Source organism: Pontibacter liquoris (genome assembly GCF_022758235.1).
Classification (GTDB): Bacteria; Bacteroidota; Bacteroidia; order Cytophagales; family Hymenobacteraceae; genus Pontibacter; species Pontibacter liquoris.
The window spans coordinates 1,880,618-1,894,920 of record NZ_JALEBG010000001.1; the positions used below are offsets into that span (position 1 = coordinate 1,880,618).

At 48.8% G+C, this 14,303-nt stretch carries 13 protein-coding genes; 4 read left to right on the forward strand and 9 right to left on the reverse strand.

What is annotated here, in order from left to right:
• Positions 1-38 precede the first annotated feature (38 nt).
• On the reverse strand, positions 39-1,001 hold the full coding sequence (locus tag LWL52_RS07805; protein WP_242918567.1) for a glycoside hydrolase family 5 protein: 963 nt from the start codon (positions 999-1,001) through the stop codon (positions 39-41).
• Between the two features lie 311 nt (positions 1,002-1,312).
• Here LWL52_RS07805 and hslV point away from each other — a divergent pair, with 311 nt between their 5' ends.
• Positions 1,313-1,855, forward strand: a complete 543-nt coding sequence (hslV, locus tag LWL52_RS07810) for an ATP-dependent protease subunit HslV (protein WP_242918569.1) — start codon at positions 1,313-1,315, stop codon at positions 1,853-1,855.
• A gap of 172 nt (positions 1,856-2,027) precedes the next feature.
• On the forward strand, positions 2,028-2,999 hold the full coding sequence (locus tag LWL52_RS07815; protein ID WP_242918571.1) for a deoxyhypusine synthase family protein: 972 nt from the start codon (positions 2,028-2,030) through the stop codon (positions 2,997-2,999).
• Positions 3,000-3,144: 145 nt separating this feature from the next.
• Here the strand turns inward: LWL52_RS07815 and LWL52_RS07820 are convergent, their stop codons facing one another.
• The gene (locus LWL52_RS07820; RefSeq protein ID WP_242918573.1) at positions 3,145-3,696 is read right to left on the reverse strand and encodes a 2'-5' RNA ligase family protein; all 552 of its coding nucleotides are present in this window, start codon (positions 3,694-3,696) and stop codon (positions 3,145-3,147) included.
• Between the two features lie 336 nt (positions 3,697-4,032).
• Here LWL52_RS07820 and abc-f point away from each other — a divergent pair, with 336 nt between their 5' ends.
• Both abc-f and LWL52_RS07830 read left to right on the forward strand, forming a co-directional pair.
• Positions 4,033-5,970 carry a ribosomal protection-like ABC-F family protein gene (gene abc-f, locus LWL52_RS07825; protein WP_242918575.1) on the forward strand — a complete coding sequence of 646 codons (1,938 nt, stop codon included), beginning with the start codon at positions 4,033-4,035 and terminating at the stop codon, positions 5,968-5,970.
• 459 nt (positions 5,971-6,429) lie between these two features.
• A complete protein-coding gene (locus LWL52_RS07830) occupies positions 6,430-6,684 on the forward strand; it encodes a hypothetical protein (RefSeq protein ID WP_242918577.1) in 255 nt (84 codons plus the stop codon).
• Positions 6,685-6,771: 87 nt separating this feature from the next.
• Here the strand turns inward: LWL52_RS07830 and LWL52_RS07835 are convergent, their stop codons facing one another.
• The 7 genes from LWL52_RS07835 to LWL52_RS07865 form a co-directional block, all read right to left on the reverse strand.
• Positions 6,772-7,794, reverse strand: a complete 1,023-nt coding sequence (locus LWL52_RS07835; protein WP_242918579.1) for an SDR family oxidoreductase — start codon at positions 7,792-7,794, stop codon at positions 6,772-6,774.
• Positions 7,795-8,012: 218 nt separating this feature from the next.
• The gene (locus LWL52_RS07840) at positions 8,013-8,651 is read right to left on the reverse strand and encodes a hypothetical protein (RefSeq protein WP_242918582.1); all 639 of its coding nucleotides are present in this window, start codon (positions 8,649-8,651) and stop codon (positions 8,013-8,015) included.
• Between the two features lie 227 nt (positions 8,652-8,878).
• Positions 8,879-9,445: a metallophosphoesterase family protein gene (locus tag LWL52_RS07845; RefSeq protein WP_367615676.1), complete on the reverse strand. Its 567-nt coding sequence runs from the start codon at positions 9,443-9,445 to the stop codon at positions 8,879-8,881.
• A gap of 34 nt (positions 9,446-9,479) precedes the next feature.
• A complete protein-coding gene (arsB, locus tag LWL52_RS07850) occupies positions 9,480-10,598 on the reverse strand; it encodes an ACR3 family arsenite efflux transporter (protein ID WP_302467788.1) in 1,119 nt (372 codons plus the stop codon).
• Between the two features lie 133 nt (positions 10,599-10,731).
• On the reverse strand, positions 10,732-11,571 hold the full coding sequence (locus LWL52_RS07855; protein WP_242918584.1) for an arsenite methyltransferase: 840 nt from the start codon (positions 11,569-11,571) through the stop codon (positions 10,732-10,734).
• A 54-nt stretch (positions 11,572-11,625) separates the two neighbouring features.
• Positions 11,626-11,958: an ArsR/SmtB family transcription factor gene (locus LWL52_RS07860; protein WP_242918586.1), complete on the reverse strand. Its 333-nt coding sequence runs from the start codon at positions 11,956-11,958 to the stop codon at positions 11,626-11,628.
• Positions 11,959-12,066: 108 nt separating this feature from the next.
• Positions 12,067-13,896: a glycoside hydrolase family 15 protein gene (locus LWL52_RS07865; RefSeq protein WP_242918588.1), complete on the reverse strand. Its 1,830-nt coding sequence runs from the start codon at positions 13,894-13,896 to the stop codon at positions 12,067-12,069.
• Positions 13,897-14,303 lie beyond the last annotated feature (407 nt).

Below are 14,303 nucleotides of genomic sequence, written 5' to 3' on the forward strand. Positions count from 1 at the left end.
AATGGAAGGGCTTTTTGTTTAAACCAGGGTGCATTCCATTACTTACCGGAAGTATACTTGCGGATGAGCGCCCGACTTTTGATTCCGGCTTCTTTCATGTCTTTTTCTTTCCAGCGGCCTGTATCGCGGGCCGTGGGCAACAGTACCGAACAGGTTTCATCTTTATCTGACACCGACCAGGTGATCCAGCTGATCTTGTTCTTTTCGGCCCAGTCTAGCCATTTTGTCCATTCCTCCATATTGATGGGCCCATCGCCGGAGGCTTCCATACCGGCTGATTCCGAAATAAAGATCGGAATGCCTTTGCCTAGCGCGTAATTGCACCGGTCGCGGAGCGCTTGTTTGTGGGTGGCGGCATAAAAATGCACGGTATACATCAGGTTATCAAAGCCAGTAAGCGGCGCATCAGCCACCAGGTGAATGTCCTGATCCCAGTGCGGGGAGCCCACCAGGATCACATTGTCGGGGTCTATGGCTCTGATGACGGCAATTATTTGTTCGGAATAAGCCTTCACTTCGTCCCAGCTTTCCTGGTCCGGCTCGTTGAAGATCTCGTAAATGACGTTCGGTTTATCGCCATACGTTTGGGCCATCTCTGTAAAAAAAGTCTTGGCTTCTTTCAGGTTGATGTTGTGGCTGTGCCAGTCGATGATCACATATACATCGTTTTGAATGGCGCCTTCTACAACCGCTTTGATTTTCTCTTTCGACCAGTCGGGTTTTTCCAGGTAGCCGTTTTTGGGTTCTATGCCCATGGCCGCCCGTACCACCGACACATTCCAGTCGTTGCGCAGCCATTTCACCGATGCGGAGTTATAAAAACGTGGCCAGAAATTATGCCAGCCATAGCTCATGCCCCGCAACACCACAGCATTCCCTTTTTCATCCGTCAGTTGCGTACCCGTAACCGACAGCTTGCCGTGATTCTTCACGGAATGTGCCGTCGCTGCCGTGGTGCTCCACAAAAGGAGCAAAGCGGCTACCAGTAGTTTTCCTTTCATATGTTTCTTCTTCAGTACCAAAGCATTAATTTATATATTCTAACTAGCATATTTATATTTGGCATGAATAAAATTGTAGTACCATGAAGTATAGCACGAAAGCGAGCTTCTGAAGCGTTGCTGGTTATACTTGCCCGTGCTTTTATAAAACAAATACTAGCATCCTTAGGCAGATTGCTGGCAGCAGGGCAAAGGCCGGCGTATGGACAATTTGGCACATCAGGCGGCTTTGGCTTTTTGTTTGAGATAGCTTGACTTACAAGACAGCAAGTATAACGTATAGCTGTATTCACCTGAGTAAAAAGACACACATGACCAAAATAAGATCAACCACCGTTTGCGGCATTTACCACAACGGTGAAGTAGCGCTTGGTGCTGATGGGCAGGCCACCATGGACAAGCACATTGCCAAGAGCAACGTTAAAAAGATCCGGAAGCTGCTGGATGGCAAAATAGTGACAGGTTTTGCCGGCTCCACTGCCGACGCGTTTACATTGCTGGAGCGTTTCGAAGAAAAGCTGAATGCCTACCAGAGCAACATGAAGCGCGCCGCCATTGAGCTGGCCAAGGATTGGCGCAAAGACCAGTACCTGCGCAAGCTGGAAGCCATGATGGTGGTTGCCAATAAAGAGGAACTGCTCATTATCTCTGGCACAGGCGATGTGCTGGAGCCCGATAACCAGATCGCGGCCATTGGTTCAGGAAGTATGTATGCCCATGCCGCCGCACTGGCACTCAAGAAACACGCGCCGCATTTATCGGCCGAGGAAATGGTGCGCGAAGCCCTCAACATTGCCGCCGACATCTGCATCTATACCAACCATAACCTCATCATTGAGAAGCCAGCCAAATAAGCAAAAAAGTTAATGAGTTAAAAGGTTAGAATGGGTAGGGGCCCGGGATCGGGTTCGTCTTCATGCTCAACCTTATAGCGGCAATTAACGAATAACGAACATTGAATAAGAAAATATATCTTACCTTTGCGGACCCATGTAACCCTGTAGCGGTTGCTTTAAGCTAATGAATATGGAAGTAACAAATTTTTTAAAGAAACACTACAAGCACTTTAACGCAGCCGCTTTGATAGATGCTGCCGAAGGATACAAAACGCACCTGAACGAAGGTGGTAAAATGATGATCACACTGGCCGGCGCTATGTCTACGGCAGAGCTGGGCATTATACTTGCCGAGATGATCCGCCAGGACAAAGTGCAGGCCATTACCTGTACCGGTGCTAACCTGGAAGAGGATATCTTTAACCTGGTGGCCCACGATTTTTATGAGCGCATTCCGCACTACCGCGACCTGACTCCGCAGGACGAGGAAGATTTGCTGAACCGCCACATGAACCGTGTAACTGATACCTGTATTCCGGAAGAAGAGGCCATGCGTCGCATTGAGCACACCGTGCTAAAATTCTGGGAAAAGGCCGATGCAGAGGGAAAAGCTTACTTCCCGCACGAGTTCTTCTACCAGATCCTGCTGAGCGGCGAACTGGAGCAGTACTACCAGATCGACCCGAAGAACAGCTGGATGCTGGAAGCGGCTAAAAAGAACTTGCCGATCTTTGTACCGGGTTGGGAAGATTCTACGCTGGGTAACATCTACTCCGGCCACGTGATCAGCGGCGATATCAAGAATGTGCATACCATGAAAACCGGTATCCAGTACATGATCGAGCTGGCCGATTTTTATACCAACAACGCGACGGACGAATCAAAGATCGGTTTCTTCCAGATCGGTGGCGGTATTGCCGGCGACTTCCCGATCTGCGTGGTGCCAATGCTGCACCAGGATCTGCAACGCACCAGCGTGCCGCTTTGGGGTTATTTCTGCCAGATATCTGATTCAACGACCAGCTATGGTTCTTACTCCGGCGCTGTGCCAAACGAAAAGATCACCTGGGGTAAGCTGGGCAAGGATACGCCTAAGTTCGTAATCGAGTCGGATGCTACTATTGTGGCGCCGCTTATTTTCGCTATCATCCTGGATATGTAATCCGGAATAGTTTATACTATAAAAGCCTGGGAAGTATACTTTCCAGGCTTTTGTGTTTTTAGTACGAGCTTGTGCTAATTTGTTTTAAAACTGTTAGCCACAACAGTTAGCACATCAGGCAGTCATATACTTGTAGTGCGCTCCTTTAGGCGATAAATTCGCGCCGGCCAAACCGAAATTCTTCTTCCTTCAAAAAATATTCGCCGCATTTCTGCAGGATGGTGAGGTTCTCAATCTTGATCTCCCAGTTAAAGTTAAACTGGCACAGGAACGACAGAACAGGGCCGAGCATTTCAGGGGTAGTATCGCCAAGGGCTAGTGAAATGTGAGGAAGCCAGAGATTAGGATTGTAGTATAAACCCATCTCGCTGCTCATTTCTGATATTTCACGGTGCAAGCGGGCATGCAGCTGGTTAATAGGAGGGGTGCGCAGCACAGGAATATAAACCACCGGACTCTGCCCCGGAAATACGCCAAGGCCGGTGGTCCGAACAGTAATAGAAGGTGTTTCCAGGCTTACCTGGTCCAGGTAATGCTTCAGCTCCTCCATATCGGGGACCTCGGCCGTGAGAAGCGTCAGGTGGGCATACGGCGTCATCTTCACGCCTGTTAAGCCAAATTTCTTTTCCAGGTGTCCGGTTAATTCCAATACCCGTTCGGAATGATCCTCATCTAAAAGCGAAGTGATCGCAATCATAAAAAATGTAGTGAGAGTGATTTAATAGCGGATGCCTGAAGTAGTATACGTTTGCTATGAAACGAGTTTAGCAGGCATTGGTTCACTTGCTTTACCTTTGCTATACTTGTTTGAGCCGGGTATACCAGCTCCTATACTGGCTCCAACAGGCTCCATCGGTTTAGCCCACAAGCTATTGTCCTAGAACGCATGGCCGCATACTTTAAAACAAACCAACTTCGGATTTCCGGATTTAAATTGAATTGCCTGCGACTTGGGTGTGTTAGTGTTGCGCGTATACTTTATAGCTGCCATAAAATTAAGTACCTTTACCCCTCGAATTAAGAACAGTATTACATGATTTCCATAAACAACCTCAGTTTCCATTTCGGTAGTCGCCCCATGTACGAGGATGCCAACCTCCACATCAAGCCTAAAGACAAGATCGGTTTGATCGGCCTGAACGGAACGGGCAAATCTACGCTGCTGCGCATTATTGTGGGCGAGTACAAACCGGATGGAGGCAGTATCCAGATGAGCAAAGAAACTACCATCGGTTTTCTGAACCAGGATCTGCTCAGTTATGAAACCCATGAAAGTATACTGTCGGTAGCCATGCAGGCCTTTGACGAGGCGCTGCAGCTGCAGCACCAGATTGATAAGGTGCTAGTAGAATTCGAAAATAATTTCCATGATGACCTGGTAGACCGGCTGGCTAACCTGCAGGAACGCTTCGAGGCGCTGGGTGGCTATACCATGCAAGCCAATGCCGAAGCCATACTGGAAGGCCTTGGCTTCAGCACCGAGGAGCTGCAGCAACCCCTGGCTTCTTTCTCGGGTGGCTGGCGCATGCGCGTAATGCTGGCCAAGATCCTCTTGCAGCAACCTTCGCTGCTGTTGCTCGATGAGCCAACCAACCACCTGGACCTGCCTTCTATTAAGTGGCTTGAATCATACCTGGAGCGTTTTGAAGGGGCTGTGGTGATCGTATCGCATGACAGGGAGTTTCTGGACCGCACCACTAATATGATTGTGGAGGTAGCCAACAGCAAGTTGAATGTGTATGCCGGCAATTATAGCTTTTATATAGAAGAAAAGGCGCTGCGCAACGAGATACAAAAAGGCGCTTATGAAAACCAGCAATCGCAGATACGGCAAGCAGAGCGTTTCATTGAGCGCTTCAAGGCTAAAGCCTCCAAAGCCAAGCAGGCGCAAAGCCGCCAAAAATTACTAGATAAGCTGGACCGCGTGGAGGAAGTAGCGCCTGAGTCGGCTAAGGTAAACTTCAGCTTTAAGTTCAGCATACAGCCCGGCCGCCACATTTTCCGCCTCGAGCACATGAGCAAGAGCTACGGCGATAAAATGATCTTCCGCGACACGAACGTGCACATCGAACGGGGTGATAAAATTGCGCTGGTAGGGGCAAACGGCAAAGGTAAATCCACGTTGCTGCGCATTATAGCGGGCTCCGAACTGATAAAAGGCAACCGCGAACTAGGCCACAACGTCATCATGTCGTTTTACGCCCAGCACCAGCTCGAATCACTCAACATAGAAAACGAGATACTGCAGGAGCTGCAGCAGGCCGGTTCCGGCAAAACAGAAATGGAACTGCGCACCATACTTGGCTCTTTCCTTTTTACAGGCGATGAAGCTTTTAAGAAGATCAAAGTGCTTTCAGGAGGGGAGAAGAGCCGGGTAGCCTTGGCGAAAACGCTTATCTCGCAGGCAAATTTTCTGATGCTTGATGAGCCGACCAACCACCTCGACATGCAATCGGTCAATATCCTGATCCAGGCACTGGAGCAGTATGAAGGCACCTTTGTGGTGATCTCGCACGACCGCTTCTTTGTAGAGAATGTGGCTACCAAGATCTGGTACATCGAGGATTTCCAATTGAAAGAGTACCCGGGCACCTACCACGAGTATGAGATGTTTCAGGAGCTGCGCGCCAAAGATGCCAAAAAAGTAACCCAGGCCGCTCCGGTAGTGCAAAAGCAGGTAGAAAAGCAGAAGCAGCCCCGCGAAAAGAGCGATCACGTGCAGCTAAACAACCAGCTAAAACAGGTGAACAGGCAGGTAAGCGATATAGAAAAGATCATCTCTAAACTGGAACAGGAACTTGCCCAGTATGAAGCCAAACTTGCCGACCCGAAAGTATACGGCAACGTCAGCCTATTAGAAGAAACTTCGCTTCAGTTCGAGGCTGTTCAGAAAGAACTGGCCACCCAACAGCAAAAATGGGAGGAGCTGATGATGGAAGTAGAAGAACTCGAATCAAAGCTGCAGGATTAATGCTCCTTTGCAGGCACTTCAGGTATATTCTAATGGTTATTACCCTGTGAGCTGAAAAGGATTGCCTTAGAAGGTATGCATGACAAAAAAGCCCCTAGCACTAAATGGCAGGGGCTTTTTTTATGTTTCTGCCACAGGCTAATCCCAACGTTCCATTGTGTGATAGATGTAAATGGAAAAAGAAAGGAGGCAGCTATAATTTAGAGTCAGGGCGATACGAAGTGTTTATACTTTAGTTCAGCTAAAGAACTGCCACGCAATTTTATTGAGAGTTTTTTGAATCCTATAGAATACAAGAAAAATGCTTTAAATAGCTTTAAAGGTCGTTTTTGCAATAGGCTAAGTATAAATATATCATATTTTCTATATAAGTTTGTTTATATATAAAAGTTGAGATACATTTGCACAATGTTAACAACAGGGGAGTAGCAATAAAACAAATCAAGGTTTTACTGGCACTTGCAAAAGAGGAGAGTAGCAGTTGAAGATTCCAGCGTGTTGAAAGGGAAATGGGTTAACGATCAGCAAAGTCACCTACAAACAACCATAACGAAGTATAGTATGAAATCTCTTTTAGCGAAGCTTTTCCTTTTTCTTTTTGTAGTTGTTTTAACCGCTTCCTGCCAGCAGCAGGGTACTTGCCCGGCTTATGCGCAGTATGCATTGAAAACAATGAAAAAGCCGCATTCCAAAGCGAATATGGCTCGCCGCTAACTTTTTACTGTCATTCTGCTAAAAAGCAAAGCCCTGACAATTTGGGGAAGTTCGTCAGGGCTTTATACTTTAACAGCAGGCATTACTTTAGGCGTTCTTTTTCTTTTTAGTGGCATAAGCGCCTAAAATGATCCCTCCGAGCGCCAGTGCACCGGCATAAATTTTATTCCGGTTCATGCTCAGCCAGAGTTCGGGGCTGAAATCCGCAGCTTCTGCTCCAAAGGTACCATGCGCGCCATGGTCGCCCGGGATGGGTTCCCACAGGTTATTAGGCCTGTTCGGATCTTCTGGTATATCGGTCTGCTGACCGTCAAAACCGGTTTTCGCCAGTACATAATCCGCGTACCACGGGGCGATTTTATTTCCGACAATCGCCTCAACGGTAGGGCAGCCAACAAATATCTCGCGCCGCCCGTCTTTTGCTGCAAATAAAATAGCTTCGGCTGCAACTTCCGGCTGATAAATCTTACCCATGGGTTTAGGCTTGTTGGGAAGGCGTGTTTTCACAAAGCTGAACTGGGTCGTGTTCATGGCCGGCAGCTGCACCATACTTAACTTTACTTTGCTTTTGTCGTGCAGCAGCTCTGTTTTGAGCGAATCAAAAAAGCCTTCTACGGCGTGTTTGGAACCACAGTAAGCCGATTGCAGCGGAATTCCCCTGTAAGCAAGCGCCGATCCGACGAGCACAATGGAACCACGGTCGCGGGGCAGCATACGCTTTAATGCTGCCAACGTGCCGTATACCTGGCCCAGGTACGTAACTTCGGTTACCCGTTTATATTCATCGGGCAGCATTTCCTTTACCGGGCTAAAGACACTGTTCATCGCATTATTCACCCAGATGTCAATCTCACCTAATTCTTCTTCAGTGCGGGCTGCCGCATTTTCCACTGCTTCCGCGTCGGCAACATCTACTAAAAAGTAAATGGCTTTGCGGCCTACAGCTTCTACTTCCTTCTTTGCTGCTTCCAAGCCTTCTTTACCGCGGGCCAGCATAGCCACGTCGTAGCCGTGTTTTGCAAAAAGGCGCACCGTAGCCCTTCCAAGTCCGGCAGAAGCACCTGTTACAACGACTACCCCCCGGCGTTGTGTTCTTTCTTGTGTATCCATGTCAGTGTTTGTTTTTCATAGTTTGCGTTGCAAATAAATTACTTGTTATGCGTACGCCTGCTTTTTGGTGTTAGTTGTAAACCCATTGAAAGCCCTGCAAAGCTGACTTTAGTTTATACCTAAAAAGCATGTTCTAAAACAATGGCTGGTAGAGCAAAAAGAGCTGCGCTATACTTTAGCGCAGCTCTTATTTTACTTTCGTAATTTCTATGTAAGCGTTACAGGGATGTACGCGCTCCCTCGTGCTGGTGTACCAGGTAGCGGGTCAGAATATCCCAATGGATCTGCTGCATTTGTGCCCAGCCGCCTTCGGCTACCAGTGTGTTAAGGATGGCGCGGTCGCCGGCTTCTTCGCCTTGGTTGTTGATCCCTTCGTTGCGGCCCAGCTCCGAAGCGATAAGAGTAGTGCCTTGTAGCTCCACCCGGAACGTGCTGCTGGCTTCTTTACTGAAAAAATGCTTCACTTCCTGTTGGTTTTCTGCGAGCTTTGCCGGCATTTTGCTGGGGTGCACGACAAAATCGGCCATGTTCTCTTCCTCATGTACATCGGTGACCTGTACCCAGTTATCAATGCTGGTGGCCGGTAATACGATCTCAATGTAATCGCCGATCTGTGGCTTGGTGCGACTTACTTTATTTCCCTCCGGGTCGTAGAGGGTAAAGGTTGATTCAAAACCGCTTATATTGGACCAGTCATTCACGGCAAACAACTTCTGCTTCGCGAGTTCAAACTGCTTGCGTGCCGTTGTAGCATCCGGATATTTGGTTTCGTTGGTATAGGTTTTATCTTTGGTTTCTTCGCCCTTCAGTACCTTTACCTCTTTTTTTATCTCATCTACTATTTTCTTCAGTCCCATACGTATCTCCTTTTTAGTTACCTGCTTACGTTTGGGGAGCGGCCGGCGTTGGTTTTTTCGCGCTGAAAAGCCTGCACAAGTATAAAGTTTAGTAAACTACCCGAAAAAGTTCTGAAAGGAAAGTCGGGCCCTTGGTGCAGAGTCAGGATAAGCGCTGAGCAGGGGTAAGCAGCGTTAATAGGCTTTGCGGAGCATATCGGCATATTTGTCGGGCAGCGGGCTAGCTTCTATTGCGCATAGCGATAGATGTATTTTCCTTCTTTCTCTTCGGGCAAGCTACGATGAAATGGCTTGTGCGTGTGTCCGAAGCACAAAATATCCGCATCAGCCTCTTTTAAAATCCGAAGCAAGCTTTTTTCATCGCGGTCTTCAAATAGGTACTCGTTTATCCGGCGGGGGCTGCCGTGTACCAGCATCAGGTTTAGCGGCCGGCCTGCTATATGAAAGCTTACCCGGATGTGGGCTGGTAGGGTTTGAAGGTAGCTGCGTTCCTGTGGCTGCACCTGTGCATTAGTATAAGCAATGGAAATACTTCCCATGGCCTTGTCTTCATCGGTTTTATAGGCACAGCCACAGGCATCGCTTGTGTTGCCTATCCCTTCATCGTAGTTACCGGCAATAGTGGGTATGCCCCTGCGGCGCATCTCGTTTATTACTTCGTTTGGCCAGCTATTATACCCCACCAAATCGCCGAGGCAGTAAATAGCATCCGGACGGTGTAATTCCATATCGGCAAACATGGCTTGCAATGCCGGAAGATTCGCGTGTACGTCAGAGAAGAGCGCGATGGTCATATGGGTATTTGGGTAAAAGGTTAAACAGGGTGGATTAAGGAAGTGGCGTGTTTTTTTTGGCAGTGGCAGGAAAAGGATAATATTTGCGGCGGAACCAGAAGGCCACATTCACCAGGGCGATCAGAGCAGGAACTTCAACCAGCGGACCTACCACACCGGCAAAAGCCTGCCCTGAGTTTAAGCCAAACACCGCAATGGCTACTGCAATGGCTAGCTCGAAATTATTACCCGCCGCTGTAAATGCTACTGAGGTGGTTTCGGCATAACTGGCGCCCGCTGCCTTGCCGGCGATAAAGCTTAGCAAAAACATCAGGGCAAAGTATAAAGCCAGGGGCAAGGCGATGCGCAAAACATCCAATGGAATTTGCACGATCAATCCGCCTTTTAAACTGAACATGATCACAATGGTAAATAGCAGCGAAATAAGCGTGATAGGGGAGATAGCCGGAATGAACTTGTTCTGGTACCATGCTTCTCCTTTTAGGGGCACCAGTATAAGCCGGCTAAGTATACCAGCCGCAAATGGGATTCCTAAATAGAACGCTACACTCTCAGCGATCACGCCTATCCTGATATCTACCATCGCGCCTTCGAACCCGAACAGGGGTGGAAGTATTGTGATGAACAACCAGGCATAGAAACTGTAAATGAATACTTGAAACACACTATTCAGCGCCACAAGTCCAGCGGCATATTCCCGGCTGCCCTCTGCCAGATCATTCCATACCAGTACCATTGCAATGCATCTGGCCAGGCCAATAAGGATGAGGCCCGTCATGTATGCGGGGTAATCGTGCAGAAAGGTAATGGCAAGTATAAACATCAGCAGCGGCCCCACCACCCAGTTGAGCACCAGCGACAGCGTGATTACTTTTACATTGCGGAACACGCGGGGAAGTAACCTATAGTTGACTTTGGCCAATGGCGGATACAACATCAGGATTAGCCCGATCGCAATGGGAATATTGGTCGTGCCACTGGAAAGCGAATGGATGTAGCCGGAACTACCGGGTATAAAATAACCAAGGCCTACGCCCAGCAGCATCGCCAGTAAGATCCAGAGTGTCAGGTAGCGGTCTAGGAAACTAAGTTCTTTGCGGTTATGCGCAGGGGTACAATGGTCCATAAATGGTGTCTGTTTATATCCGGTCATGGAATCTTACCTGGCGCAGGAATCCATGACCGTGCCGAACACAGCGTTAGAAAAGGTTATAAACCGGAGCGTATACTACAAGGCCTCTGGTTACAAACCCGTTTCTTACATTTTATACTTTATAGCTTAAGAGTTAGCAACAGCCGGGGGCGCAGCAGGCGCCTTCCAGGGGTTTGTCGCCATACACCGTGATACTGAAGATGCCTGTCTCGCTTTGGCGAAACTGTTGGATACCGGCTTCATCGAGGTAGTCTTTCAGGATTTCATCCGGCACGTGAATGGCTTTTTCTTTCTGCACAGTGATGTTTTCAAACCCTGCTTCTTGGATGATGCGCAGGTAAGCTTCTTTCTGAATCGCGCCAGATACACAGCCTGCATACATTTCGCTGGCCTGCACAATGCCCTGCGGCAGCTCACCCACCAGCACAACATCCGAAATACTGAAATGGCCGCCCGGCTTCAGCACCCGGAATGTTTCCGCAAAAGCTTTTTGTTTGTCGGGAACCAGGTTCAGAACACAGTTACTGATCACCACATCTACCCGGTTAGCTGCAAGCGGCAGGTGCTCGATCTCGCCCTGGCGGAATTCCACATTGTTAAATTGGAGCTTGTCGGCATTCTCGCGGGCTTTTGCAATCATGGCTTCCGTCATATCCACGCCAATGACCTTGCCGCTTTCGCCCACCAAGGCACGGGCCATAAAGCAGTCGTTGCCGGCGCCCGATCCCAGGTCAAGTACGGTGTCGCCTATCTTGATTTGGGCAAACTCGGTTGGTACGCCACAGCCAAGGCCAAGGTCCGCATCCGAGTTATAGCCTTCCAACTGGGTATAATTATCAGCAAAGATGGCATAATCTACGGTGCAGCAGCCGGTGGCGCCGCAGCAGGAAGCTTCGTTCTGCGCTTTGCTCTGCAGGGCAATTTCGCTGTACTTGTCCTTTACTAATTTCTTGAGTTCTTCTGCGTTATTCATAAAATTTACCTTTTTAAGATTATCGGTATATTACGATCAATTAAAACAAATTTTTTAGCAGCAGGAGGCGGTGCAGGAAGTATAGCTGCTGAACATGACCTGCAGCAGGTGCTGGGCATGGCGCCAGGCCTTTTCGTCGATACAATAGCAAATCTTTTTACCATCAATATCCCCTTTGATCAAGCCCGCTTCCTTTAATTCTTTCAGATGCTGCGATACCGTGGATTGCGAAAGGGGGAGCTCATCTACCAGATCGCCGCATATGCAGCTGTTACGCTCCAGCAAAACATGAAGTATGGCGATGCGCGCCGGGTGGCCCAGCGCTTTGGCATACCTTGCCAGGGTGAGGTCGGCGGGTGTAAATACGGCTTCTTTTGTAGCGCCCATGAAGGTTAGTTCTTTATCATCGTAATTATACGATGATAAAAATAAAAAGTCAAGTATACATAAGTTTTTTAGCACAGTTTATACTTAACTGGGACTATCCCTGTGCGGTCAGGTAACGGTTGCTCTTGCCGGATCCGAGAGGTTGTCGTTGAGCTGGAGCGCTGCGCTGATCAGGGCAAGGTGCGTAAAAGCCTGCGGAAAATTACCTAGCAGCTCGCCCTGTAGCCCGATCTGCTCCGAATAAAGGCCTAAGTGATTGGCATAGCCCAGCATTTTTTCGAATTGCAGCCGTGCCTCCACATCGAACCCTGCTTTGGCAAGATTTTCAATATACCAGAACGAGCAGATGCTGAACGTGCCTTCTAAACCGTCGAGCCCATCGGTAGCGCCCGAGCCGAGATTGTACCGGTATACCAGCGTGTCCGTGACGAGATACTTTTCGATGGCTTTAAGGGTTGCTTGCCAGCGGGGCTCGGCCGGGCTGAACATCCGCACCAGTGGCATCATGAGTACCGAGGCATCCAGCACATCGGCCCCTTTCGATTGCACAAACGATTGCAGTTCCTCGTTCCAGTAGTTGTTATAGATCTCCTTGTAAATCTCGTTGCGGGTCTGCAGCCATTTTTCCAGGGGAGCAGGGAAAGAGCGGCTCTCGGCAATTTTTATACCTCTGTCCAGTGCAACCCACGCCATCACTTTCGAATAAAGAAAATCTTTTTTCTCGTCGCGCACCTCCCAGATGCCGTGGTCATTATCCTGCCAGTGGTCTACCACATAATCCACGAAAAGGCTAACATATTTCCAGAACTCATAGGTTATAGGGCCACCATGCTTGTTGAAGAGGAACAGTGTATCGATCAGCTCACCGTAAATATCGAGCTGAAACTGTTTGTACGCGTCGTTGCCGATACGTACAGGGGCCGAGTTCATATAGCCGGAGAGGCTCTCCAGGTCATACTCTGCCAGTTGCTTCTGGCCATCTACCGCATACATGAGTTGTAATTCTTCCGCCTCCTTCAGATCAAGGCAGCGCTGCATAAGCCATTCCAGAAATTGGGTTGCTTCTCCCATAAACCCAAGCTTGAGAAAAGCATACATGGTAAAGGCGGTATCCCGTATCCAGGTATAACGGTAATCCCAGTTACGCACACCCCCAATTAACTCGGGCAAGCCAAAGGTAGCGGCTGCAATAGTGGAGCCATACTCCCGTGAGGTAAGCAGTTTGAGTGTGATGGCGGAGCGCAGCACCATATCGCGCCAGCGCCCATTATATGTGCACTGCCCGATCCACTCGCGCCAGAAAGCAACCGTATGTTTAAAGGATTTGTCGATATAATGGACCAGGTCAGAGCGATCAAAACTGGTTTCTTCCTGTGGGACAGCCTCGATCACAAAGTGCGCTTTATTGCCCTGCTCCAGGTCCCACTCTCCGTAGAGGTCTCCGTTCTGCTCCTGTGTTTTCTGATCTGTAATAAACCGGAACTGCACGCCATCTGTGCCTTTGCTCCGGAAAAAGGAGGTGCCATCTTCCCGCACCAGCTCATGCGGTGCGCGGGCATAGTCGAAGCGGGGTTTGCAAGCCATTTTAAACCGGATCTTTCCTTTGATCACCTTAATCGAACGCACCACCGCACAATTTCCCCCTTTCTGCTTCATGGGCATAAAGTCGGTGAGTTCGGCAATGCCATCCGGCGTAAAGAAACGGGTAAGCAGAATGCCTGTGTCAGGCAGGTAGAGCTGCTTGAATTTCGTGTTGGGGTTGGTTGGCTGCAGTTGCCAGTATCCGCCTTTGTCTTTGTCCAGCAAGGCGGCAAAAATAGTAGGGGAGTCGAAGCGGGTAAAAGGCAGGTAATCAATAGAGCCCGCCAGCGATACCAGGGCGGTGGTATGCATGTTGCCGATCAGGCCATAATCAGCAATGGGAAGGTATTCTTTCATAGGATACGAGGTTGTTATACCTGCTAACGAAGCTGTTGAAAGTCTGTTTAGGAGAAAGGCCGCCCGGCGATTATTTCTGATCAGAAGTACAGCCCTGCTTATTAATCCCAATATGGATTTCCGGTAAGTGTATTCATGCTCCCTGCCAGCTCCCGTTTGATTAACCCAAGTTACCAATGCTGCCTCCATTTCAGCAGCCCTCAGACCGCTATACAAAAAAGAGATCGACTGGCAAATGGTACTGTGAGGCATCACATGCACCTTTTTCAGAAAAGTGGTCCTTATAAGTTGTTCTAAATCCTGCAATTGCGGTTTTTTCATGCAGTTAAGGGTTATCAAATGCATACCTGGCGCGTATATAAAACTGGCTTATAGCTGCCGCAACTAATTATTGCCTGTTTCCAGGT

What these genes read in the sequence shown, in the direction of transcription:
- abc-f (WP_242918575.1), top strand. Translation starts at nt 4,033, where the DNA reads ATGATTTCCATAAACAACCTCAGTTTCCATTTCGGTAGTCGCCCCATG.
- LWL52_RS07840 (WP_242918582.1), bottom strand. Translation starts at nt 8,651, where the DNA reads ATGGGACTGAAGAAAATAGTAGATGAGATAAAAAAAGAGGTAAAGGTA.
- LWL52_RS07835 (WP_242918579.1), bottom strand. Translation starts at nt 7,794, where the DNA reads ATGGATACACAAGAAAGAACACAACGCCGGGGGGTAGTCGTTGTAACA.
- LWL52_RS07855 (WP_242918584.1), bottom strand. Translation starts at nt 11,571, where the DNA reads ATGAATAACGCAGAAGAACTCAAGAAATTAGTAAAGGACAAGTACAGC.
- LWL52_RS07820 (WP_242918573.1), bottom strand. Translation starts at nt 3,696, where the DNA reads ATGATTGCGATCACTTCGCTTTTAGATGAGGATCATTCCGAACGGGTA.
- LWL52_RS07815 (WP_242918571.1), top strand. Translation starts at nt 2,028, where the DNA reads ATGGAAGTAACAAATTTTTTAAAGAAACACTACAAGCACTTTAACGCA.
- hslV (WP_242918569.1), top strand. Translation starts at nt 1,313, where the DNA reads ATGACCAAAATAAGATCAACCACCGTTTGCGGCATTTACCACAACGGT.
- LWL52_RS07805 (WP_242918567.1), bottom strand. Translation starts at nt 1,001, where the DNA reads ATGAAAGGAAAACTACTGGTAGCCGCTTTGCTCCTTTTGTGGAGCACC.
- arsB (WP_302467788.1), bottom strand. Translation starts at nt 10,598, where the DNA reads ATGACCGGATATAAACAGACACCATTTATGGACCATTGTACCCCTGCG.
- LWL52_RS07860 (WP_242918586.1), bottom strand. Translation starts at nt 11,958, where the DNA reads ATGGGCGCTACAAAAGAAGCCGTATTTACACCCGCCGACCTCACCCTG.
- LWL52_RS07865 (WP_242918588.1), bottom strand. Translation starts at nt 13,896, where the DNA reads ATGAAAGAATACCTTCCCATTGCTGATTATGGCCTGATCGGCAACATG.
- LWL52_RS07845 (WP_367615676.1), bottom strand. Translation starts at nt 9,445, where the DNA reads ATGACCATCGCGCTCTTCTCTGACGTACACGCGAATCTTCCGGCATTG.